At 71.2% G+C, this 20,947-nt stretch carries 21 protein-coding genes; 10 read left to right on the top strand and 11 right to left on the bottom strand.

Annotated features, from left to right (window positions below):
* Positions 1 to 136: 136 nt before the first annotated feature.
* Genes RCO28_RS31580 through RCO28_RS31570 form a run of 3 tightly spaced genes read right to left on the bottom strand, consistent with a single transcriptional unit; the run spans position 137 to position 836 of the window.
* Complete coding sequence (locus tag RCO28_RS31580; RefSeq protein ID WP_308944744.1) at positions 137 to 454, bottom strand: hypothetical protein; 318 nt, start codon at positions 452 to 454, stop codon at positions 137 to 139.
* Positions 439 to 657 carry a hypothetical protein gene (locus RCO28_RS31575; RefSeq protein WP_308944743.1) on the bottom strand — a complete coding sequence of 73 codons (219 nt, stop codon included), beginning with the start codon at positions 655 to 657 and terminating at the stop codon, positions 439 to 441. Before RCO28_RS31575 ends, RCO28_RS31580 begins: the two co-directional genes overlap by 16 nt.
* Entirely contained in the window at positions 654 to 836 is a 183-nt protein-coding gene (locus RCO28_RS31570; RefSeq protein ID WP_308944742.1) for a hypothetical protein, read from the bottom strand. The genes RCO28_RS31575 and RCO28_RS31570 overlap by 4 nt, the downstream gene beginning before the upstream one ends.
* Before the next feature lie 161 nt (positions 837 to 997).
* Here RCO28_RS31570 and RCO28_RS31565 point away from each other — a divergent pair, with 161 nt between their 5' ends.
* From RCO28_RS31565 to RCO28_RS31555, 3 genes are all read left to right on the top strand, one after another.
* Positions 998 to 1,828 (top strand): helix-turn-helix transcriptional regulator, encoded by an 831-nt coding sequence (locus tag RCO28_RS31565; RefSeq protein ID WP_308944741.1) that lies wholly within the window; start codon positions 998 to 1,000, stop codon positions 1,826 to 1,828.
* Positions 1,825 to 2,034 (top strand): DUF397 domain-containing protein, encoded by a 210-nt coding sequence (locus tag RCO28_RS31560; RefSeq protein WP_308944740.1) that lies wholly within the window; start codon positions 1,825 to 1,827, stop codon positions 2,032 to 2,034. The genes RCO28_RS31565 and RCO28_RS31560 overlap by 4 nt, the downstream gene beginning before the upstream one ends.
* Before the next feature lie 81 nt (positions 2,035 to 2,115).
* Entirely contained in the window at positions 2,116 to 2,691 is a 576-nt protein-coding gene (locus tag RCO28_RS31555; protein ID WP_308944739.1) for a YdeI/OmpD-associated family protein, read from the top strand.
* An 84-nt stretch (positions 2,692 to 2,775) separates the two neighbouring features.
* Here the strand turns inward: RCO28_RS31555 and RCO28_RS31550 are convergent, their stop codons facing one another.
* Positions 2,776 to 4,347, bottom strand: a complete 1,572-nt coding sequence (locus tag RCO28_RS31550) for an APC family permease (RefSeq protein ID WP_308944738.1) — start codon at positions 4,345 to 4,347, stop codon at positions 2,776 to 2,778.
* A gap of 255 nt (positions 4,348 to 4,602) precedes the next feature.
* Here RCO28_RS31550 and RCO28_RS31545 point away from each other — a divergent pair, with 255 nt between their 5' ends.
* The 4 genes from RCO28_RS31545 (at position 4,603) to RCO28_RS31530 (ending at position 9,112) form a co-directional block, all read left to right on the top strand.
* Complete coding sequence (locus RCO28_RS31545; RefSeq protein ID WP_308944737.1) at positions 4,603 to 5,217, top strand: TetR family transcriptional regulator C-terminal domain-containing protein; 615 nt, start codon at positions 4,603 to 4,605, stop codon at positions 5,215 to 5,217.
* 312 nt (positions 5,218 to 5,529) lie between these two features.
* The gene (locus RCO28_RS31540) at positions 5,530 to 5,796 is read left to right on the top strand and encodes an acyl carrier protein (RefSeq protein ID WP_308944736.1); all 267 of its coding nucleotides are present in this window, start codon (positions 5,530 to 5,532) and stop codon (positions 5,794 to 5,796) included.
* Positions 5,793 to 7,019 (top strand): beta-ketoacyl-[acyl-carrier-protein] synthase family protein, encoded by a 1,227-nt coding sequence (locus RCO28_RS31535; RefSeq protein ID WP_308944735.1) that lies wholly within the window; start codon positions 5,793 to 5,795, stop codon positions 7,017 to 7,019. The genes RCO28_RS31540 and RCO28_RS31535 overlap by 4 nt, the downstream gene beginning before the upstream one ends.
* 5 nt (positions 7,020 to 7,024) lie before the next feature.
* Complete coding sequence (locus RCO28_RS31530; protein ID WP_308944734.1) at positions 7,025 to 9,112, top strand: MMPL family transporter; 2,088 nt, start codon at positions 7,025 to 7,027, stop codon at positions 9,110 to 9,112.
* Between the two features lie 60 nt (positions 9,113 to 9,172).
* Here the strand turns inward: RCO28_RS31530 and RCO28_RS31525 are convergent, their stop codons facing one another.
* The 7 genes from RCO28_RS31525 to RCO28_RS31495 all read right to left on the bottom strand — a co-directional run bounded on the left by RCO28_RS31525 (position 9,173) and on the right by RCO28_RS31495 (position 18,183).
* A complete protein-coding gene (locus RCO28_RS31525) occupies positions 9,173 to 10,732 on the bottom strand; it encodes an FAD-binding oxidoreductase (protein ID WP_308944733.1) in 1,560 nt (519 codons plus the stop codon).
* Positions 10,733 to 10,855: 123 nt separating this feature from the next.
* Positions 10,856 to 11,767, bottom strand: a complete 912-nt coding sequence (locus RCO28_RS31520) for an aminoglycoside phosphotransferase family protein (RefSeq protein ID WP_308944732.1) — start codon at positions 11,765 to 11,767, stop codon at positions 10,856 to 10,858.
* A gap of 81 nt (positions 11,768 to 11,848) precedes the next feature.
* Positions 11,849 to 12,757: a TauD/TfdA family dioxygenase gene (locus tag RCO28_RS31515; protein ID WP_308944731.1), complete on the bottom strand. Its 909-nt coding sequence runs from the start codon at positions 12,755 to 12,757 to the stop codon at positions 11,849 to 11,851.
* Between the two features lie 127 nt (positions 12,758 to 12,884).
* Entirely contained in the window at positions 12,885 to 14,069 is a 1,185-nt protein-coding gene (locus RCO28_RS31510) for a hypothetical protein (RefSeq protein ID WP_308944730.1), read from the bottom strand.
* Positions 14,070 to 14,077: 8 nt separating this feature from the next.
* The gene (locus tag RCO28_RS31505; protein WP_308944729.1) at positions 14,078 to 14,878 is read right to left on the bottom strand and encodes a glycosyltransferase; all 801 of its coding nucleotides are present in this window, start codon (positions 14,876 to 14,878) and stop codon (positions 14,078 to 14,080) included.
* Positions 14,875 to 16,122: an MFS transporter gene (locus RCO28_RS31500; RefSeq protein WP_308944728.1), complete on the bottom strand. Its 1,248-nt coding sequence runs from the start codon at positions 16,120 to 16,122 to the stop codon at positions 14,875 to 14,877. Before RCO28_RS31500 ends, RCO28_RS31505 begins: the two co-directional genes overlap by 4 nt.
* Before the next feature lie 30 nt (positions 16,123 to 16,152).
* Complete coding sequence (locus tag RCO28_RS31495; RefSeq protein WP_308944727.1) at positions 16,153 to 18,183, bottom strand: DUF5107 domain-containing protein; 2,031 nt, start codon at positions 18,181 to 18,183, stop codon at positions 16,153 to 16,155.
* Positions 18,184 to 18,391: 208 nt separating this feature from the next.
* Between RCO28_RS31495 and RCO28_RS31490 the strand changes: the two genes are divergently transcribed.
* From RCO28_RS31490 to RCO28_RS31480, 3 genes are all read left to right on the top strand, one after another.
* Complete coding sequence (locus RCO28_RS31490; protein WP_308944726.1) at positions 18,392 to 18,937, top strand: NUDIX hydrolase; 546 nt, start codon at positions 18,392 to 18,394, stop codon at positions 18,935 to 18,937.
* On the top strand, positions 18,934 to 19,788 hold the full coding sequence (locus tag RCO28_RS31485; protein WP_308944725.1) for a protein phosphatase 2C domain-containing protein: 855 nt from the start codon (positions 18,934 to 18,936) through the stop codon (positions 19,786 to 19,788). Before RCO28_RS31490 ends, RCO28_RS31485 begins: the two co-directional genes overlap by 4 nt.
* A 97-nt stretch (positions 19,789 to 19,885) precedes the next feature.
* On the top strand, positions 19,886 to 20,944 hold the full coding sequence (locus RCO28_RS31480; RefSeq protein ID WP_308944724.1) for a glycosyltransferase family A protein: 1,059 nt from the start codon (positions 19,886 to 19,888) through the stop codon (positions 20,942 to 20,944).
* Positions 20,945 to 20,947 lie beyond the last annotated feature (3 nt).

Here is a 20,947-nt window from a genome sequence, read left to right as displayed (position 1 = left end):
TCGTCGATGAACACGTACAGTGCCGCCAGAAGGGCGTCCAGGTCGGAAGTCACACTCAGGCCAACGGGCGCCCTTCGCCATGGTCGCGACCAGCCCAGACATCGGACTCAATCATCTAGCGGATTCCGGGGGTGGGTCAAGCGGCGGTGGGTGCGGGGGTGATGAGGCTGGCGAGGGGTTCTGCGGGGTAGTGGTCGTAGTCCACGCCGATCTCGGCGAACGCGGCGGCCCACGCCCGTTCGCGCTGCAGCGGCGGCAGGGCGAGGGTCCGCTCGTCGCGGAAGATCGCCCGTACGTCCTCTGCCGAGGGGGAGCTCCAGGGACGGGACCAGGGGGACACGGGGACGGGGTCGATGGCCCGCGCGGCGAGGTACCGCGCGCTGTGCCGCCCCGGCCGGCGGGCGGTGAAGAGAGCTGCCGCCCAGGCCAGGGCGCGGGTTAAGAGGTCGTACACGGCGAGCTCCTGCGCAGGGCGGCGGCGAGCGCCCGTGCGGTGCTGACGTTGCAGCGCCCCAACTCGACCAGAGCGAAGCCGGGTTGGCCCGTGTACGCGATCAGGTCGACACCGAGCGACGGCAGAGTGACGCCGACCGCGGTGAGGGCCGCGTCCAGTTCGGCGCGGGCCGCCTCCGCCTCCTTGAGCACTTCGTCGCTCACAGCAACTCCCCTCGCGACCGGGCGTTCGCCCGAGCGGTCTGTACGTGCAGGCGCTGTTCGGGGGTGGCGGGCCGGGTGTGCTCGGGAGCGACCTCCCACTCCCTCCCGCCGAGCGCGGGCCGCAGGAACCAGCTCGCGCCCAACTCGCCACGGAACACACCGATTTGATTGCGGACCACGTCCAGAAGGAGTGTTCCGACACTGGGGACGGGGGTGGGCATGTGGGCTGGGCACACAATTGCTCCTCTCTGTAGTCATTCGACTACCAGGAGCCCTCAGCGTGACCTAGCCTCGGAACGGCTTCAACTTGCGCAAACTGGTCGGAGAGTGGGGCGACTTGATGACGAACCGCAAAGAGCTGGACCCCGAGAAATCGCCAAGTGCGGCGTTCGGACTGCTTCTTCGCAGGTTACGAGACGAGAAGGGCTGGACTCAGGACGAACTGGCGGAGCACACCGGTTGCTCCGGGACGCACATTTCCGCCGTCGAAACTGGTCGGCGTCCTCCAACTCGCCGTTTCGCTGCAAACGCCGACAAGGCGATGGGGAGTGGGGACAGACTCCAACGTCAGAGCCAGGCCGTGCGTCACACCGCGCTTATCGAGGGCTTCCCGGAGTACCTCAAGCACGAGGCGCGAGCTGTGGAGATCCGGCTGTACGAGGTGGGTGTCATCCCTGGACTGCTCCAGATACCGGAGTACGCGTCAGCCCTCACTGCACGCACGGTTGAACGCGGCGCCATCACCCCCGAGCAAGGCGAGGAACGAGTCTCACTCGTGGCGGCACGCCAAGCAGCCCTCGAACGGACACCCGCGCCACTGGTCTTCGTAGTGCTCGATGAAAGCTGCCTCAGGCGGCCCGTTGGTGGACCCGAGGTCATGGAGCGCCAGTTGGAGCGGCTGATCGGGTTCGCCGCACTGCCGAACACGATGCTCCAAGTCGCTCCCTTCGCCATAGGTGACCGACGCCCGCTCAGCCTGCCGGTCACCATCCCGACGATGCCGGACCGCTCGCTCATGTCCTACGCGGAGTCCTCCCACCGAGGCCATCTCGAAAGGGAAAGCGCGTTCGTTTTGCCTCTGCTGACGTCCTACCATCAGCTCCAGGCCGAATCGCTCTCCCAAGCGGAGTCCGTGGCCATGATCAGCCAGTTGAGAAAGGGCACCCTGTGACCACCGAATCCCCCCGCTGGTTCAAGTCCTCATACAGCGAGAACGGCGGCCAGTGCGTCGAGATCGCCGCAAATCTCGCCTCCTCGCATGGAGTCGTCCCCGTACGCGACTCCAAGAACCCCACCGGCCCCGCCCTGACCGTCCACGCCGACGCGTTCTCGTCCTTCGTCGCCGGCGTCAAGAACGGACAGCTCGGCACCATCTGACCGCCCGAACACCACAACGGCCCCGCCGCACCCCCGAGTTGGGGTACGACGGGGCCGACGGCTAGGAGAGGACGTACCGAGGTGACTCAGGACTCGGAGACCCTCGCATTCGAATCCGCCGACGCGTTCGACGCATGGCTCAGCAAGAACCACGCCGTCTCGCCCGGCATCTGGCTCAAGCTGCGTAAGAAGGGCCCCGGCATCGTCGCCCTGGACTACGCCCAAGCCCTCGACGTGGCCCTCTGCTACGGCTGGATCGACGGCCAGAAGCGCAAGTTCGACGACCAGTGGTGGCTCCAGCGGTTCACCCCGCGCAAGCCCCGCAGCAAGTGGTCCAAGATCAACCGGGACAAGGTGGCCGCCCTGATCGAGCAGGGGAGGATGCGTCCGCCGGGGCAGGCCGAGGTCGACCGCGCCAAGGCAGACGGCCGCTGGGAGGCGGCCTACGACGGCTCGAGGACCGCCACGGTGCCGGACGACCTCGCCGCGGCCCTGACCGCCGAACCGGCCGCGGCCACGTTCTTCGAGACGCTGGACCGGCAGAACCGCTACGCGATCCTGTACCGGATCCACGACGCCAAGAAGCCCGAGACCCGGGCGCTCCGGATCGAGAAGTACGTAGCGATGCTGGCCAAGGGCGAGAAGCTGTACCCGTAGCCACGCAAGGGCACGGCCTGAACGTCCGAGCACACAACGGCCCCGCCGCACCCGGAGTTGAGGTGCGGCGGGGCCATTCGAAACTTACCCCTCCCCGCCTCTGCGAGCCTTCGAGCCCAGCGCGTGGAAGACCAGGCCGACCGCGAGGAACAGCAGCAGCGGGACGACCTGGGTGAGGGTGTACGCGAGGCGTTCGCCCGCGAAGGACTCGGGCAGTGAGTCCGCGGGGTTCCCGTCCGTGCCGAACCAGCCGACGCCGAAGCCCGGCCACACAAGCACCACCACCGTGAACGCCACGAACCCGGTCGCGAGCAGCGTCACCAGCCACACGCCCACCCGGCCGCCGGGCACGCTGTACGGCCGCTTCACGTCCGGGTACTTGCGGCGCAGCACGACCAGGCTAGGGAACGTGATGACGTACGAGATGAAGGTGGTGCTGATCGTCAGGCCCAGGCCTGCGGCGAAGTACTTCTCGCCGTCGCCCTCCGTGAGGTTGAGCGCGACGACGAACAGCAGGGAGGCCAGGACGGCGGAGAGCAGGTTGACCCGTACCGGAGTGCCGTGCTTCTCGGAGATCACGCCGAGCCAGGCCGGTCCCGCCCCGTCGGCACACGCGACGGCCTGGGCGCGGTGGGCGCCCATGGCCCAGGCGACGCCGCTGGTCAGCAGGCCGATGATGAGCCCGGCGGCGGCGATTCCGCCGAAGACGGCGCCCGCGCCGGTGAGGGTGACGGTGCCGTCGGCGGCGATGGAGCCGCCGTAGACGGTGAACACGGCCTTGCAGGCGTCGATGAAGCCGCCGAGGCTGCCGATGTCCTCGCTGGGCAGCACGAAGAGGATGCCGAGGATGGGCGCCCCGTACAGGAAAAGCGAGGCGAGGCCGGAGCGGAGGATGGCGAGGGGGATGTCCCGGCGCGGGTTCTTCATCTCCTCGGAGGCGGAGCTGGGCAGTTCGAAGCCGACGAAGTTGAAGATGAGGACGGGGACGAGGGCGACGAAGCCGACGTAGGTGGGGGTGAACTCACCTGCGGGCAGCGTGTGTACGCCGTTCTGGAGGGCGAAGACGACGACGGAGACGAGGAAGAAGCCGAGCAGCACGATCCGCGCGAGCGCGCCCGCGATAGGCACCCACTTGCCGACGCGCACGGACTGGACGACGGTGAGCGCCCCGCCCCAGATGAAGACCAGACCGGCGACGTACTTCCACAGGCCGGGCAGCGGGGTGAAGAACTCCTCCCAGGTGGAGAGGGCGATGATGCACAGACTGCCGCCCACCCAGACGGGGTTGGAGATCCAGTACAGGATCTGGTTGACGCCCGCGGTGAGGCGCCCGAAGGCGAGCCGGGTCCAGACGTAGGGGCCGCCCTGGACGGGGAAGGCGGAGCCGAGCTCGGCGACGAGCAGGCCGTACGGGAGGAAGAAGGCGACGGCGAGGATCGCCATCCACGTCAGGCCCTGCGGCCCCTGCGCCGCCACCGAGCCGATGGTGTCGAGGCCGACCAGGGTGCAGATCAGGAAGAACAGCACGTCGAGCCGGCGCAGGTCCTTGCGGAGCCTGCCGCGTTGCTCGCCCCAGCCCTCGGAGAGGTCGGGTGTCCCGTCGGCGGCGGCTGCGTGCGGGGTCCCTGTCACGGGGGTGGAAGGTGCTTGGGTCACGTCTTGGCTCCTACGGCGTCGGTACGGGAGGGGGTTCGTACGGGCGCGACTCACCTGACTAACTGGCTGACTGGCTGGCTGACCAACTGGCTGACTGACTGAACGGCCAGTCAGTAAAGGGGACTTTGGCCCCGGCGCGGCGCGCTGTCAAGGGATCCCGCAGGCCCTGGTTCGGCCCTGGTTCGGCCCCGGTACGGCCTCGGTTCGGCCCCAGTACGGCCCTGGTGGCGGGCACGCCGTGTGTAGGGTTGCCGCGTGGCACGAGTCAGGTTGAGCGTGGAGCAGCGGCGCGAGGAGATCCTGCGCGCGGCGGTCGAGCAGATCGACACGCGCGGCGTGGGCGCGGTGCGCATCGCCGACGTGGCCTCGGCGCTGTCCGTCAGCAACGCGCTGGTCCTGTACCACTTCGCGACGAAGGAGAAGCTCGTCGCCGCCGCCTACACCTACGCCGCCGAGGGCGACCTCGCCCATCTGCGCAAGCTCCTCGGCCGCCGCACCACCGCCTTGCGCAGACTCCGCGCCGCGGTGCGCTGGTACGCGCCGACGGGCCAGGCCAAGGGCTGGAAGGTGTGGATCGAGGGCTGGGCGGCCTCCCTGCGCGAACCGGCCCTGCGCGATGTCGCCCGCGACCTCGACCGCCAGTGGAAGGCGGCCCTCGCCGAGGTCATCGCGGAGGGCGTGGCGGCGGGCGAATTCCACTGCGCCGACCCGGAGTCGACAGCCTGGCGCCTGACAGCCCTCCTCGACGGCCTCGCCGTCCAGATGACGTCCTACGCGGGCTCCTTGCCCCGTACGACGATGCTCAGGTGGACGGACGAGGCGCTGGCCCGGGAACTCGGGGTGGAGCAGGGGGCGTTGACGGGGCGGTGAGGATGGGGGACCGACCACCTCCGTACGGTTGCGCCGTGCCATCGGTGAGGTGCCCCGCTCCGACGACGCCGCTAACTCGGCTTCTTGCGCCCGCGCTTCGAGGCTTGCGGTGCGCGTGGATGGCCGCACCGCCAGGCGTATGAAGTCGGTGCGGCCCGTGGCTCTCGGCCGGTGCGTCGCGCGGCTGTGTCGCGGGCGGAAGGTTCGATAGGGGATCCCGGCAGCGGGCGTGCGGGGCACCGTGCACGTCGGCCGCGACGACCCCGACGTACCTCGAACCACCCGTCTCCAACGACACCAAGGAGAACAACGATGGAGCCCGTCTACGACGTGATGGCCCGCCTGCTCACCGGCCATTTCGGCGTGCCGGAGGAGCAGATCCGGCCGGACGCCACCTTCGAGTCGCTGGAGTTCGACTCGCTCGCCCGGCTGGAGCTGGCCACGCTGCTTGAGGACGACCTCGGCGTGGGCCTGCCCGAGGACCGGCCGGACATGACGCTCGCCGAGGCCGCCGAGCATCTGACCATCGCCGTCGGCGCGGAGAAGGCAACCGAGGCCCTGCGGAAGGCGGTCCGGTGACGGCGCGGGACATCGCCATCACGGGGCTCGGCCTCGTCACCCCCGCGGGGGTGGGCGTCGAGGAGTCCTGGGCGGGGATCTGCGCCGGAACCGGTCTCGCCGCGCGCGACGAGGCCCTCACGGGACTGCCCGTCGACTTCTCGTGCTGGGTGCCGGACTTCGACGCCGCGGCCCTCCTCGGCCGGCGGCTCACCTGGCGCATCGACCGGTTCATTCAGCTCGCCATGGTGGCCGCGCGCGAGGCGGTGGCGGACGCGGCACTGGACCGGGAAGCGTGGGACGGGCCGCGGGTCGCCGTCGTGATGGGGGTGGCGTCCAACGGAGGAGACGCCTGGGCCGATGCGTACGCCAAGCTCGTCGAGGGCCGCGTCGAGTCCATCTCGCCCACCACGCTGACCCGTTCGCTGCCCAACATGGTCGCCGGCGAGGTGTCCACGGACCTGCAGGCGACCGGCCCCTGCCTCACCACGTCGACGGCGTGCGCCTCCGGGGCCACCGCGATCGGCATCGCCCGCGACCTGCTGCGCTCGGGGACCTGCGACATCGCGATCGCGGGCGGCACCGACTCCACGCGGGTGCCGATGGGTTCGGCGGCCTTCTACCGGCTCGGCGCGCTCTCCCGACGCCGTGCCGAACCGGCCGTCGCGTCCCGCCCCTTCGACGCGGACCGGGACGGCTTCGTGCTGAGCGAGGGCGCCGGGGTTCTCGTCCTGGAGCGGCCGGAGTACGCGCGCGCCCGCGGCGCCCGTATCCGCGGCTATCTCTCCGGGTACGGGGCCTCCGCCGACGGCTTCCACGCCACCAGCCCCCGGCCGGACGGCGACGGTGCGCGGCGGGCCATCGAGGCCGCCCTCGCCGACGCGGGGGCCGATCCGGCGGACGTCCACCACATCAACGCCCACGGCACGTCGACCCCGCAGGGCGACCGTATCGAGGCGGAGTTGCTCGGTGCTCTCTTCCGTTCGGGTGCGCCGCCGGTGACGTCCGTCAAGGGGGTCATCGGGCACACGCTGGGTGCCGCGGGTGCGGTGGAGGCGGCGGTGACGGTGCTCTCGCTGGAGCGGCAGCTCGTCCCGCCGACCGCCAACCTGGACCGGCTCGACGAGGGCGTGGCCATCGACGTCGTCACCAAGGCGCCCCGGGCGCACCGGATGACGGGGGCCCTCAGCAACGCCTTCGGGTTCGGCGGGCAGAACGCCGTGCTCTTCTTCCGGGCCGCGTGACGCGCGTGACCGCCCGCCCCCGTCTGGTGCTGCTGCTCGCCGCCCTGGTGGCCGCTCTGTGCGCGGTCGCGGGCGCGGGTGCGCACGAGCGGCTCGCCAACGGCGGCTACACCGCGAAGGACACCGAGGCGGACCGGGCGGCGGCGGTGCTGGCCCGGGCGGGCGCGGCCCCGCCGGACCTGGTGCTGCTCGCCCGGTCCTCCGCCGGGGTGGACGCGGCAGCCGCCCGCGAGGCGGGCAGCCGGCTCGCGCGGGAGCTTGCCGCGGCCGACGGGGTGGACTCGACCCGCTCGTACTGGTCCTCGGGTGGTGCGCTGCTGCGTTCCGAGGACGGGCGGGCGGCCCTGGTCACCGCGGATCTCGCGGGCGCGGACCGGGACATGGCGGTCACCGCTCGCGAGCTGGTTCCGAAGCTGACGGGCGAGCGCGGGCCCCTGGAGGTCTCCGCGACCGGCCCCGCGTGGGTGAGCGTGCAGGCCGCGGAGGGCAGCGAACGGGACCTGGTCACCGCCGAGTTGATCGCGGCGCCGCTCACGCTGCTGCTTCTCGTGGTGGCGCTGCGTTCGCTGCTCGCCGCGCTGGTGCCCGTCGTCATCGGTGTGCTCGCGGTCGCGGGTACGGCGGCGCTGCTGCGGGCGCTGACGTACGCCATGCCGGTGTCGGTGTTCGCGATGAACCTCACGACGGCGCTCGGCTTCGGACTCGCCGTGGATTACGGCCTCTTCCTCGTCACCCGGTTCCGCGAGGAGCTGGGGCACGGTCTCGGGGTGGCCGACGCCGTTTCCCGCACGGTGCGTACCGCCGGGCGGGCGGTGGTGGCCTCGGCCTGCACGGTGGCCCTGGCGATGGGGGCGCTGCTTGTGCTGCCGCTGCCGTTCCTGCGCTCGATGGCGTGCGCGGGCATGGCGGTCGCGCTGCTCGCGGCGGCCGCGGCCATGGCCGTCGTGCCGCCGATGCTGCTTCTGCTCGGCGAGCGCATCGGCCGCACCGGGCGGACCGACAGCCCGCTGTGGCGGCGGGTCGCGCGGGTGGTGACGCGCCGGCCCGCGGTGTACGGGGTCGGCTGTGCGGTGCTGCTTGTGCTCTGCGCGGCGCCGTTCGGGCACGTACGTTTCGGGCTCATCGACGAGCGGACGCTGCCGGCGAGCGCGGAGGCCCATGCGACGGCCGAGGAGATCCGGGAGCGGTTCGCGGCGCCCGCCGAGCGGACGCTCACGGTAGTGCTGCCCGAGGGGGCGGACGCAGCCGTGGTCCGGGGGCGGGTGGCCGCGCTGGACGACGTGGTCGCGGTCCGCGCGGTGTCCCTGCCGGGGCTCGGACCGGTGCTGACCGTCGCCGGTACGGCGGAGCCGCAGTCGGCCGCGGCCCAGCGGCTTGTGGCCGGGCTTCGTGCGGAGTCTCCGGAGGGTTCCCTGGTGGCGGGCCGCGCGGCGGTGCTCGCGGACACGAAGGCGGCGGTGGCCGAGCGGCTGCCGCTGGCCGGCGGAATCCTCGCGGTCACCACGTGGGCGATGCTCTTCCTGCTGACCCGCAGCGTGCTGCTGCCCTTCAAGGCGCTGCTCGTGGGCGCGTTGAGCCTGACGGCGAGCTTCGGCGTGGTGGTGTACGTCTTCCAGGACGGCCACCTGCGGGACGTGCTCGGCGGGTTCACCGTCACGGGCGCCCTCGACCTGACGCTGCCGCTGCTCATGGCGGCCGTCGCGTTCGGGCTCGCCGTCGACTACGAGATCTTCCTGCTCTCGCGGGTGCGCGAGCACTGGCTGCGGGGCATGTCCAACCGGGACGCCGTGGTGGAGGGTGTGGCCCGCACCGGGCGGCTCATCACCACGGCGGCGCTCGCGGTGGCCCTGGTCACGGGTGTCCTGGCCACCTCCGGTCTGACGGTGCTCAAACTCCTCGGCACCGGCCTCGCCGTCGCCGTGCTCCTGGACGCGACGGTGGTACGGGGCGTCCTGGTGCCCGCCTTCCTCACCCTGGCGGGCCGCGCCAACTGGTGGGCGCCCGCGTGGCTGCGGCGACGGGACGCGTCTCGGCGGATCAGGAGCGAATCGGCCGACGGCGCCCAGGAGTTGAAGCTCACGAAGGTTCCGTAGCCGCCGTGGGCCGCGTCCGGCGGGCATGTGGTGGTGCTGCGGGGTCAGGGTTCTGCGCGGTCAGTCGGCGGGGAGGCCTATCGACTGGCTGTGGTGGAACGTGTTGCGGGGGTCGTAGGTCTTCTTGATGTGTTGCAGGCGGGGGTAGTTGTCCTTGAAGTAGAGGGTGTGCCAGGGGGTTGGTGAGGTGTTGTAGGCGGGGTCGCCGAGGTCGATGTCGGGGTAGTTGATGAAGCAGCCGTCGGTGGTGTCGTCGGGGACGGGGACGCCGCCGGTGTCGGCGTACATGCCGTGGTAGAAGTCGCGGATCCAGGTGAGGCTGTCGGCTTCGTCGGCGGGGTCGGTCCACCAGATCATCCAGGCGGCCTTGAAGACGGCTTCGCGGTGGGCGCTGGCCGTGGCGGCGTTGTCCACGGCGGAGACCTGGCCGCCGAAGGAGCTGAGCATGACCGATGCCGTGGGGTTGCCGAGGTCTTCGCGGGTGAGGTGGTGGTAGAGGGCCGCGGTGTGGGTGTCGGCGAAGTTGTCACGCATGTAGGCGGACTTGAAGTCGCCGTACTGGGTGGGGTCGTTGGCGTTGGCGTTGCCGGTGCCGAAGTAGCGGGTGGCCTGGAGCCAGGGCATGCGGCGGGGTGGGGCGAGGTCGGGCATGGGGGCGAACTCGCCGAGGGTGGTACGGGCGGGCTCGTGGGGGATGTCGATGCCGTCGGTGAGGGCGTCGAGGAAGTCCCGCAGGAGCTGTTCCGCGTCGGGGGCTGTCGCGTCGACCTGGGTGATCAGGCCGATCGCTCCGGCGGAGCGGTGGTTGAGGGAGAAGAGGCTGCACAGGGCGGTGTTGGGGTCTTCGGGGCTGCTGTGCTTCGTGTGCCAGGCGCCGTAGTTGTGCACGAGGCGGGTGAAGGACTGCTCGTCGAGCGCTTCCCAGGGCCAGGAGACGGCGCTGAGGAGGACTTCGGCGGGGGGCCTGGGCAGGAGCCGGGCCGGGTCGGTGCCGGTCGCGTCGGGTGAGCGGAACCAGTAGCGCGTGACGACACCGAAGTTGCCGCCGCCCGCGCCGGTGTGGGCCCACCAGAGGTCGTGGTGGGGGTCGGTCTTCTCGCGGGTGGCGCGGATGGTGCGGGCCGTTCCGTCGGCGTCGACGGTGACGACCTCGACGGCGTACAAGTGGTCGACGATCAGGCCGTGCCGGCGGCAGAGCATGCCCCAGCCGCCGCCCGCGACGTGGCCGCCGGCGGCGACCTGGTAGCAGGTGCCTCCGGGGACCGTGACTCCCCAGGTGCGGTAGAGGTGTTCGTAGACGTCGATGAGGTGGGCGCCGGGCTCGACGGCGAAGGCGCGTTGCGCCGGGTCGTAGGCGACGCGGTTCATGCGGGTCATGTCGATGACGACGTCGACGTCGGGGTGGAAGGTGAATTCCTCCCAGCAGTGGCCGCCGCTGCGGATGGTGAGGCGTTTGCCGTCCCGTACGGCCTGTTCGACCACCTGCGCCACCTGCGCGGTCGACTCGACCAGGTGGACGGCTTCGGGGGTGGATACGTAGCGCTGGTTCCAGCCCCGTACGAGGTCGGGGTAGCGCGCGTCTGCCGGGGTGACCGTGACGGGTGCGGGCGTGGGTGTCACCGGGACGGAACCTTGCGGCATGGCCGGCCTTTCGGGAGCGCGGAGGATGATGCGGGGTGCGGGGTGCGGGGTGCGGGGTGCGGGGTGCGGGGTGCGGGGTGCGGGGTGCGGGGTTGTCGGGTGTTACGGGGTGGACTCGCGGTGGTCCGCCAGGACTTCGGCGATCAGGTGCTGGTTGACGGCGGCCTTCTCCTGGTCGGTGTCGATGCACTCGGCCAGTACGAGTGCCGCCTTCCACAGGGCCCAGCCGCGGGCGCGGGCCCAGGTCGCGTCGTCCTGGGCGACGGTGTCCCGGAACGCCCGGCGGCTCTCCCCGGAGAACAGGCCCCAGGCGATCACGAGGTCACAGGCCGGGTCGCCGACGCCGGACGTGCCGAAGTCGATGACGGCGCTGAGCCTGCCGTCGGCGACGAGGAGGTTGCCCTGCCAGATGTCGCCGTGGAACCACACCGGAGGGCCGTTCCAGGTGGCGGCGAGTGCCGTGTCCCAGACCCGGGCCGCGAGTGTCGTGTCGATGACTCCTTGCAGGGCGTGCAGGGAGCGACGTGTCTCGTCGTCGTAGTACGCGGGGGATGCGCCCCGGTGCCAGCTGTGTGCTCCGGCGAGTGGGCCGCCGGTGGTGTCGCACTTCTGCAGGGCGAGGATGAACTCGCCCACGGACACGGCGAATCGGGTCAGGTCACCGATGCGTTCCGGGAAGGCCGTCTCGCCGTCGAGCCAGCCGCGCACCGACCACGGGTAGGGGTAGCCCTCGCCGGGTTGCCCTTTGCCGAGGATGGGCGGGACGGGCACGGGGAGTTGTGGGGCGAGGTCGGGGAGCCACCGGTGCTCTTTGTCGACGGCGGGTACGTATCCGGCGGCGGTGGGCAGGCGGACGGTCATGGTGTCGCCGAGGCGGTAGGTCCGGTTGTCCCAGCCGTCGACGGGCACGGGCGTCGCGGGCAGGCCGGTCCACTGCGGGAACTGGGTACGGATCAGGCGCTGCACCAGGTCTGCGGTGATTCCGGCGCGGCCGTCGGGGGGAGTTGTCGCCATGGTGGTGATTGTCCTTCGCAGAGCCGTGCGCCTGGTGGTGTTTTCTCCGGCCGCTGTGTGCGTCGTGTGGGATGTCGCGGGTCAGGATGCGCCTGTGCTGTACGCGGAGGTGTCGCCGCGCAGGGCGGTGCCGGGGCGGCCGTCGACTCCGACGGGGACCGGTCCGGCGACGGTGACGCGTTCGCCGCGGCGCAGTGCCGTGCCGTAGTCGTAGACCGCGTAGTGCTGGGTGGACTGGTTGTCCCAGATGGCGAGGTCGCCGACCTGCCATTGCCAGCGCACGGTCTGCTCGGGCTTGGTGACGTACTCCTGGAGGATCCGGATGAGGTCGCGGCCCGCCTGGGGGCCGTATCCGGTGACGCGGCGGGCGAAGCCGCCGAGCAGGAGGGAGCGTTCGCCGGTGTCGGGGTGGACGCGGACCGCGGGGTGTTCGGCTTCGTAGGGCTGGGACACGTAGTGGTCCTGGTCGCCCTGGGCGGCGCGGTGGGCGTACGTGTCGTCGGTGAAGTCGCAGTCGTTGCTGTGCACGATGCGGAGCCGGTCGGCGAGGTCGCGGAGTTCGTCGGGGAGGCTGGTGTAGGCGGTGGCGGTGTTGGCCCAGATGGTGTCGCCTCCGACCGGGGGGAGGATCTTGGAGTGGAGGAGTGCGTAGGCCGGGGGGCGTTCGATGAAGGTGAGGTCGGTGTGCCAGTGGTTGGCGCGGGTGCCTTGGCGTGAGTCCATCTCGCGCATGTGCGGGCGGCCTTCGGGGGCGTCGTAGATGGGGTGGCCGAGGGTGAGGGTGCCGAGGTTCTCGGCGAAGGCGACCTGTCGGGTGTAGTCGAGGGTCTGGCGGCGCAGGAAGACGACCTTGTGGTCGTGGAGTGCCTGGCGGATGTGGGCGGCGGTTTCGTCGGGGAGGGGTTGGCTGGTGTCGACTCCGCTGATCTCGGCGCCGATGTTGCCGGTCAGGGGCCTGATCTGGATGTCGGGGGCGAGCAGGGTGGTCATGGGGGTGCCTTCCTGTGGGTTGGGGCGCCACACGGCCTCACCTAGATTGCCTCGCTTGGCAAATTTTGGCAATAGCACGTGCCTGGCGGTCGGTGTCAACTCACCTTTCTGCAACCAGAGTTGGGCGTCAGGTGTTGCCAACCGTACGAAGTTCGGCCGGACTTGGCGGGGCGGTTGCGGGCTCCTTGGAGATGAGGAGGCAGCCCAGGCTGGCGATTCCGGCCGTGACGAAGACCGCGGTGAACTGCTGGGTCGTTCCGTCGAACAGCCGGAAGGACGCGAGCAGCGCGCCCCACACGGCGATGTTCGCCAGGTCGCCGGCGATCTCCAGGCTCATGATGTAGTTCGGGCCGTTGCGGCGGGCATGGCCGTAGTAGATGCTCGTCCACGACGTCTGCTGGTACGAGGCCGCCGCCTGGAGTGCGCCGCCCAGGCCGGCGAGGGCCATGGGTGTGGTGGCCAGGATCCTCAGGCAGTTCAGGAATCCGGTCGCCACGGAGCCTTCGAGCAGGACGCGGCGCCCCTTTCCGTCGCCCCGCCGTCCGGCGACGAACATGAGGGCCAGCGAGATGAGTTCCGCGGCGAAGACGACCCAGCCGAGCGTGGCGAAACTGCCGATGGTGAGGGCCAGGTAGACGGGCCACACCGTGGAGAACGTGGTCGCGTTGACGTTGAACGAGAAGTTCGCGACGGAATCGCGCAGGGGTGCGTGCCACAGGCTGTACTTGATGACGCGGACCGGCTGATGGCCCGTACCGATCCGGTCGAGCCTGCGGGCGGGCCAGGCCGCGCACATGGCCAGGGCGACGGCCAGGCAGAGTGTGAGGACCTGGCCCCCGGCCGCCATCGCGAGGCCGCCCGCCAGCGGCGCGAACAGGGCGGCCGCTCCCTGCAGGATCGTCATGACGGCGATGTCGCGGCCCTTGCGCTCGGGTGCGAGGACGCGCGAGACGTGCAGGTGCTCCGAGTTCCACAGGAAGGAGTTCGTGAGCGCCAGGGAGACGGCCCCCGCGTAGGCCGGCAGGTCGCCGCCGGTGCTGACGTACACCGTGAGGCTCGCGAGGTGCAGCATCGAGAAGAGGATCGCGGCCTGCATGCCGAGCTGCACGCCGTAGCGGTTGATGAGCAGCATGCTCGGGTAGTTGACCGCGAGCTTCGCGGCCGAGTACGCGAGGTAGAACGCGCACACCTGCCAGATCTGTGCGCCCCGGCTGAGCATGATGAGCGGGATGTAGACGTTGACGAGGCCGACGGAGGCCTGGCGCAGGACGCGGCTCGCCGTGATCGCGCGCAGCTCTCGGTGCAGAAACACTCGGGCCCCTAGATGTACTGCTGCGCGAGTACGCAGAATCGGCTGGTGCCTTCCTTGATGCTCTTCGGGGTCAGGTCGGCGAGGTGGTCGCGCCAGGCCAGCGTCTCCCACAGGTGGTGGCAGTAGGCCCCGGGGAAGTCACCGGGGTCGTCGTCGACGAAGAGGGCGCGCCGGTCCTCCTCGCGCCAGGACGGCCAGAAGAAGCTGCGCCAGCTCTTCACGGTGACCTCGTCCGGGTGGAGCCGGGCGAGGTGGGCCGGGTACTGGACGGACATCTCGTCCCAGAGCTCGTCGCGTCCGGTGGACCGGAATCCGCTCCACAGCGAGGTCGCGGGGTCGAATCCGTCGAGCCAGCGCCGCAGGAACGGTGCGCCGGGGCGGGCGAGGATCACGGCGTTGCAGAGGCCGTCGATGGTCAGCTTCCCGTCGACCGTGCCGGCCTGTTCGCCGAGTACGACGCCGGCGTCGAGCAGGTCGTCGAAGGGGCGGACGCACAGGATGTCCATGTCGAGGTAGATGCCGCCGTGTTCGAGGAGTTTCTCGAGGCGGACCACGTCGGACTGGTGCGCGGGGTGGCTGATCGGGACGCCGCCGATGCTGGTCGGGGGTTCCACCCGTACCGGTGTGACGAGCTCCAGGGCGCGGTCCCACCACGGGCCGGAGGGTTCGTACGCGTAGTAGAGGTACACGCGGTCCGGCTCGTTCACGGCGACCATGGACCGAAGGCAGACGTAGTGGACGAGGGAGAACTCCTTGCCCCCGAAGTCGGGGGAGAATCCGAAGGTGAGGTGGATGACGTTGGGGATCACTTCGCGTCCTCTGCTTTCCGGAGCGGCACTGGTGGCGGGTCGGAGTCCGGTTCCGGGGCGGAGCCGGGAAGGTTGCGTACCGAGGGGATGAGCAGGAGCGCGGCCATGCACGCGGTGCCGAGGACGCCGGCGGCGACGAGGACGTGGGTCTCGCCGAAGGCCGCTCCGACCGGCCCTGCCGCGGCCCGGCCCGCCGGGACCATCAGCATCGTCCCCATGATCTCGTAGGCGGAGACGCGGCTGAGGACGGCGGCGGGCACGTTGACCTGGATCGCGTGCGACCACATGACGCCCCAGTAGGCGCGGCCCGCGCCGGCGACGAGCATGCCGAGGCCGAGGACCGCGACGGGCATGCCCAGGGCGATGAGGACGAGTTGCGGCATGAACGCGGCGCTGGCGAGGGCGCCGACGAACAGGGGGCGGCGCGGTGCGGTGCGCAGGCCGGCGATGCCGCCGAGTACCGCGCCCACCCCGAACACGGCCTGCAGCAGTCCGAAGGTCGTCGCTCCGTGTTCCTCGATGAGGACGGTGGTGCCGAGGACCAGGTGCGGGCCGGACACCACGATGCCGACGGTGCAGAAGACGGCGACGACCGACACGAGCCAGGGCCTGGCACGGAACTCCCGCCAGCCTTCCGTGAGGTCGGACCGCAGGCTGAGCCGCTCGCGGTGCGGGGGCCGCAGGGGCAGGCGGGTGAGCAGGATGAGGACGGCGCTGGCCAGGTAGCTGGTGGCGTCGATGGCGATGACCACGGCGGGGGTGGTGAAGGCGAGAAGGCCGCCGGCCAGTGCCGGGCCGGCCATGGTGACCAGGGACTCGCTGATCCGCAGCAGGGCGTACGCCTCGCGGACCCGGCCGCGGGCGATCTCCGGGACGACGCTCTTGGAGCCGGGTTCGAACAGGGCGCCGGCGGTGCCGGTAACGGCCTGCAGGGCGACGATCCGCCACAGCGACGGGTGGTCGCCGGCGAATTCGGCGACCAGCAGGCCCATCGAAAGGACACGGGTGACGTCGGCGACGACCAGGACCGGTTTGGGCCTGAGGTGGTCGGCGAGTACCCCGCCGATGAGCATCAGCGCGACGAACGGCAGCAGCGCGGCCGCGAGGACCAGGCCGACGCCGGTCGCCCCGTATCCGGCGGCGAGGACGCCGGCCGCGAGGCCGACCGGCAGCATCATGTCGCCGAGCTGGGAGGCCGATCGGGCGGCGACGAAGAGTGACAGGTTGTACGAACCGGCCTTCATGTGCGGGCCCCCTGGAGGTCGCCGGTCGGGTCAGCGGGCGGTGGCGGCCGCGGCGACGGGGGCGGCTTCGGGGCCGTAGAGGCGTTCGAGGATCGCCCGGTCGGTGGCCTGCGGGTGCCATCGGAAGTTGTACGTGCCGGGCAGCGGACGGTCGGGGTAGGTCAGGAACCACAGCTGTTCGAGGAGGGTCTCGGACGACCTCATGGTGGGCAGTTCGACGGTGTCGGCGAGGAGTTCCTCGCCCGGGGTGCGGTCGCCGAGGGTGCCTGCGGCGATGGCGTGGAGGAGCCGCAGCCGCGGGTGGTCGAGCAGATCGGGGCGGAGGCCGTTCAGGAAGTGCAGGCAGCCGGCCGGGTCGTCCGCTTCGAGTGTCGACGTGGCGGTCTCGACGGCCAGTTGGGGTGAGTGGGGTGCGAGCGCGCAGGCCTCCCGCAGGGTGTGCAGGGCTGTGGCCTGTTCGCCCCGGGCCTGCTGTACGAGGGCGAGTGCGCGCAGTGCCCACGGGGAGGTGTCGTGGGTGAGCGACGTGCCGTAGTGCAACTCGGCGGTGTCGAGGTCGTGTTCGGCGTGGGCGAGGGTGCCGAGCAGATAGGCGGTGAGCCAGTTGGCGGGGGCTTCGGTGAGGCGGGTGCGCCAGTCGCCGCCGGTGATGTAGGAGCGGGGTGCGGTGGCCGGGTCGTGGGCGGGGAGTGTGCCGGTGTTCAGGAGGGTCAGCCAGGGGGTCTGTTCGGCGCCGAGGGTGTCGTCGTCGAAGGGCGTGCCGGTGAGCAGGGGCCACGGAGTGCCGGCGGCGGAGGCGCGGCGGCGTTCGAGGGCGCCCCAGCCGCTGCCGCGGCACAGCCGCTGGTGCGGTGCGCGGTCGGTGAGGGCGTCCAACGTGCGGTGGGCCTGGTCGAGTTGGGCCGCGGTGACGAGGGAGTCGAGGCGCTGCCCGATGCCGGTGACGGCCTGCTGCCAGTCGCCGTGGACGAGTTCGGGGTCGGCGCGGAGCAGTCCGTACGCCTCGGTCCAGGAGCAGGTCTGCCCGGGCCGGAGGGCGATGTTCTCGTACTGGGTGGTGGTGAGGCCGGACTGGAATTCGCAGTAGCGGCGGGGGGTGTCGCCGGTGAGCCAGGACTGCCAGTGGCGGCAGCCGGTCGTGTTGCCCCAGGCGAAGGTCTTGCGGCCGTGCAGGGTGGGGGTGGACGCCTGGGCGAGGCCGGTGCCGGTCTCGTCGAGTGCGGCGATCCAGGGGCGCTCGGCGGGGACTTCGCAGTAGTTCTCGGTGGAGTGGGCGGAGCGGGCGGGGTAGCTGTGGTCTACGCCGTCCCGGACCGGGAAGGGCACGGATTTCAGGGTGCGTTCGAGGGTGGTCCAGTACGAGCGGTGTGCGGGGCTGACGATGCGTACGCCGTCCGTCTCGGGGACGGCGGCGTTGGCCCAGAAGTACGTCGGAGCGGTGTGGTCGCCGGGGTTGAGGATCCGGCCGTGGACGTAGAGGACCTCGGAGCCCGGTGGCAGCCAGGCGGAGATGCTGAACACGGTCCCGTGCAGCCGGTCGTACTCCCACATGCGCAGGACGGGAGTGCCGTCGGGGCCGGTGACGGCCGCGGCGTGCAGGGGTGCGTAGGTCGTCGGGGAGTGGCCGTGGGTGCCGACGTTCCACTCGATGCCGCCGGCGAACCAGGCGTTGCTGATGCCGAAGTTGACGGGCTGCAGGACGCCGTTGGAGAACAGCAGGTCCCGGCCGGTGGGCCGGTGGGTCAGGGACCACAGTCGGCCGCCGAGCGAGGGCACGAACACCGCCCGCAGCACGTCGTTCTCCAGGACGACGGTGGGGATGCGGGCGGGGTGCCGGTCGCGGTCGTACGCGTCGTTGATCAGGTACGGCATGGAGGTCTTGAGGGTGCCGTAGCCGGCGCCGTCCCTGATGTGGCGGGGGAGTTCGGAGCTCGTCAGGTCGACCGGGACCTCCATGAAGCCCTTCAGCGGCGGCAGGGGGTTGGGCTGCCCCAGCCTCGCCACGGGCAGGGAGAGTTCGTCCTGGTGGAGCGTGCCGGCGCGCTGCGGGGCTGGCGTCATCGTGGGTGTCCATTCGCTTGCGACGAGGCGGGCCTGTCCGGTCGAGCGTAGAAGCGGCTGGCAATTTATGGCAACCCTCTGTCAGCATCCATTGCCAAACAGGATGGCAAGCTATTGCCATTTGCTCGATCGCTCGGGCAAGCTGTCCGGTGGCCACCGGGCAGTGTGCCCGGGCCGGCCGGTGAAACCGACTGATCGGAGCCCTTCGGTGGACTACATCAAGGAAATGCGGACCCTGGTCGGACCCCGGCCGATGCTCCTGCCGGGCACGCTCGTCGTCGTCACCGACGAGCAGCGGCGCATCCTGCTCATCCACCGGGCCGACACCGGCGAATGGGCCCTGCCGGGCGGGTACATGGAGCCGGGCGAGACCTTCCTCGACACCGGTGTGCGCGAAGTCCGCGAGGAGACGGGGCTTTCCGTGTTCGACCCGCGGATGCTGGGCGTCTGGTCGGGCCCGGACTACTTCTTCGAGTACCCCAACGGCGACCAGGTCTTCAAGGTGACCGCGGTGTACGTCGCGCGGAGCGCGGGCGGGCTGCTGCGCCCGGACCCGGCCGAGGCGCTGGACGCGCGGTTCTTCGACCCGTTCGCGCTGCCGGAGAACCTCTTCGACCAGGAACGCGCCTTCATCGAGGCGTACTTGGCGAACACGGCGGCCGAATCCGCCGCGTCGGCCGTGCCCGCCGTACCCCCCGTGCCCGCTGTATCCGCCGTATCCCCCGTACCCGTCGCGGCCGCGATGAGTCGATGACGTATCCGCGGATCTCCTTCGCCACCGCGGCCGGTTCGCCGTTCGGCGGGGCGGGTGCGCCCGGGCACGGCAGGGACAACGAGGACTGGGTCGGTGCGCTGCCGCACGCGGTGGTCGTCCTTGACGGTGCGGGTGTGCCGCCCGGCATGGACACCGGCTGCACCCACGGCGCCGCCTGGTACGCCGCCGAACTGGGGCGGCGCCTGCTCGACCGGATCGGCGCCCACCGGGAGATCCCGCTGCCCGACGCGCTCGCCGAGGCCATCGCCGGGCTCGCCGCGGACCACGGCCTCAGCTGCGACGTCGGCCACCCGGGCACGCCGTCCGCGACCGTGGCCGCCGTGCGCTTCCGGGAACGGGAGGCGGACTGGCTCGTCCTCTCCGACGCGACCGTGCTCCTGGACGACGGCCACCGGGTCGAGGCCGTCTGCGACCGGCGCAACAGCGCGGTCTCCCCCGAACTCAGCGAGTCGAACCGGCGCCACGTCCCCGGCGAGCCCGCGCACGAAGAGGCGCTGCGGCACTCCATCGCCGTGGTGCGGGAGCAGCGCAACCGGCCGGGCGGTTTCTGGATCGCCAGTGCCGACCCGGCGGCCGCGCACCACGCCTACACCGGTTCCCGCCCCCGCGCCGGGCTGCGCCGCGTCGCTCTCCTGACCGACGGAGTGACCCGCCTGGTCGACATGTTCGGCGTGGCCGGCTGGACGGACCTGCTCGGCCGTGCCGAACGCGCCGGCCCCGGGGCCCTGCTCGACGAGGTCCGGGCATGGGAGCTGCGGGACCCGCGCGCCGCCCGGTGGCCCCGGATCAAGGTCCACGACGACGCGACCGCCGCGCTGTGCCTGCCGTGACTCCCGCCGGTCCCGCCGCCCGCACGCCCGCACGCCCGCACCTCACCCTCACTCCCCCCTCACTCCCCCTCTCCCTGTTCGCCCTCTGGAGGAAGACATGACCGTCCGGCCGTCCATCGGCGTGATCATCCCGGCCTGTGACGCGGCCGAGTACATCGACCAGGCGCTCGCCTCGGTCGCGGCGCAGCGTCAGCCCGTCGACGAGGTTGTCGTGTTCGACGACGGCTCCAGCGACAACACCGGTCTGCTGGCGGCCCGTTGGGCCGGTGTGCTGCCGATGACCGTCATCAGGTCGGAGACCCGCAGCGGTATCTGGCGCGCCCGGCAGCGCGCGATCGCCGCCCTGGAGTCCGACGTGGTGCTGCAGCTGGACGCCGACGACTTCCTGCTCCCGCACCACGTCTCCACGATGTACTCGGCGTACCTGCGGCACCCGGGGCTGATCAGCCCCCGCCCGCTGGTGTGGAACGGGGTCGGGGCCTGGCAGGAGTCGGCGTACCGCAAGAACGCGCTGCCGCTGCCCGGGGACCAGCTGGAGCAGCTGCTCGTGCAGAACTACGTCGTGGTCGGCGGGATGTACAGCAAGGAGCTGTACGCCGAGGCCGGTGGCTACCAGTCGATCGACTTCTGCGAGGACTGGGACCTGTGGCTGCGGATGGTCGCCGCCGGCGCCACGGTGCACAAACCCCGGGAGGCGACGTACGTGTACCGGGTCCGGGAGAACAGCGTCGCCGGGCTGATGGACCGTCAGGCGGCGGAGTCCGGCGTACTCACCAAGTTCCTGGCCGGGTGCGACCGGCCGCGCTACCGGCGCGCTGCGAAGATCTCCCTGCTGCAGCGGATCGGCGCGCGCCATATCGCGTCGCTGCCCGAGGTCGTCCCGGACGCCGCGCAGCGACGCGTCCTGGAGCGGCTCGGTGTGCCCGTCGGCCGGGTCCGCTCCACCCGGGCCGATCCCGATCTGGGTCTGCTCGTCGAGGTGCCCGACGACGAACTGCCCGGTGCGGTGTGGACCGTGGTGGACATCGAGGCCGGGGAGGTCCTGGTGCGGGGCCGTCTCACCGGGGATGCGCTGGCCGTCGACTTCGTCGGCGACGAGTCCCTTGTCCTGCGGCGGTCGTCGCTGCGTGACACGTTCGCGGCGCAGGGGGTGTGACAA

Origin of the sequence: Streptomyces sp. LHD-70 (assembly GCF_031157275.1) — a bacterium.
Classification (GTDB): Bacteria; Actinomycetota; Actinomycetes; order Streptomycetales; family Streptomycetaceae; genus Streptomyces.
This window is presented reverse-complemented; position numbering and strand designations above follow the sequence as displayed.

Excerpts from the sequence above, each read along its gene's own strand:
- RCO28_RS31500 (WP_308944728.1), bottom strand. The coding sequence starts at position 16,122 with ATGAAGGCCGGTTCGTACAACCTGTCACTCTTCGTCGCCGCCCGATCG.
- RCO28_RS31540 (WP_308944736.1), top strand. The coding sequence starts at position 5,530 with ATGGAGCCCGTCTACGACGTGATGGCCCGCCTGCTCACCGGCCATTTC.
- RCO28_RS31515 (WP_308944731.1), bottom strand. The coding sequence starts at position 12,757 with ATGACCACCCTGCTCGCCCCCGACATCCAGATCAGGCCCCTGACCGGC.
- RCO28_RS31480 (WP_308944724.1), top strand. The coding sequence starts at position 19,886 with ATGACCGTCCGGCCGTCCATCGGCGTGATCATCCCGGCCTGTGACGCG.
- RCO28_RS31485 (WP_308944725.1), top strand. The coding sequence starts at position 18,934 with ATGACGTATCCGCGGATCTCCTTCGCCACCGCGGCCGGTTCGCCGTTC.
- RCO28_RS31520 (WP_308944732.1), bottom strand. The coding sequence starts at position 11,767 with ATGGCGACAACTCCCCCCGACGGCCGCGCCGGAATCACCGCAGACCTG.
- RCO28_RS31495 (WP_308944727.1), bottom strand. The coding sequence starts at position 18,183 with ATGACGCCAGCCCCGCAGCGCGCCGGCACGCTCCACCAGGACGAACTC.
- RCO28_RS31565 (WP_308944741.1), top strand. The coding sequence starts at position 998 with ATGACGAACCGCAAAGAGCTGGACCCCGAGAAATCGCCAAGTGCGGCG.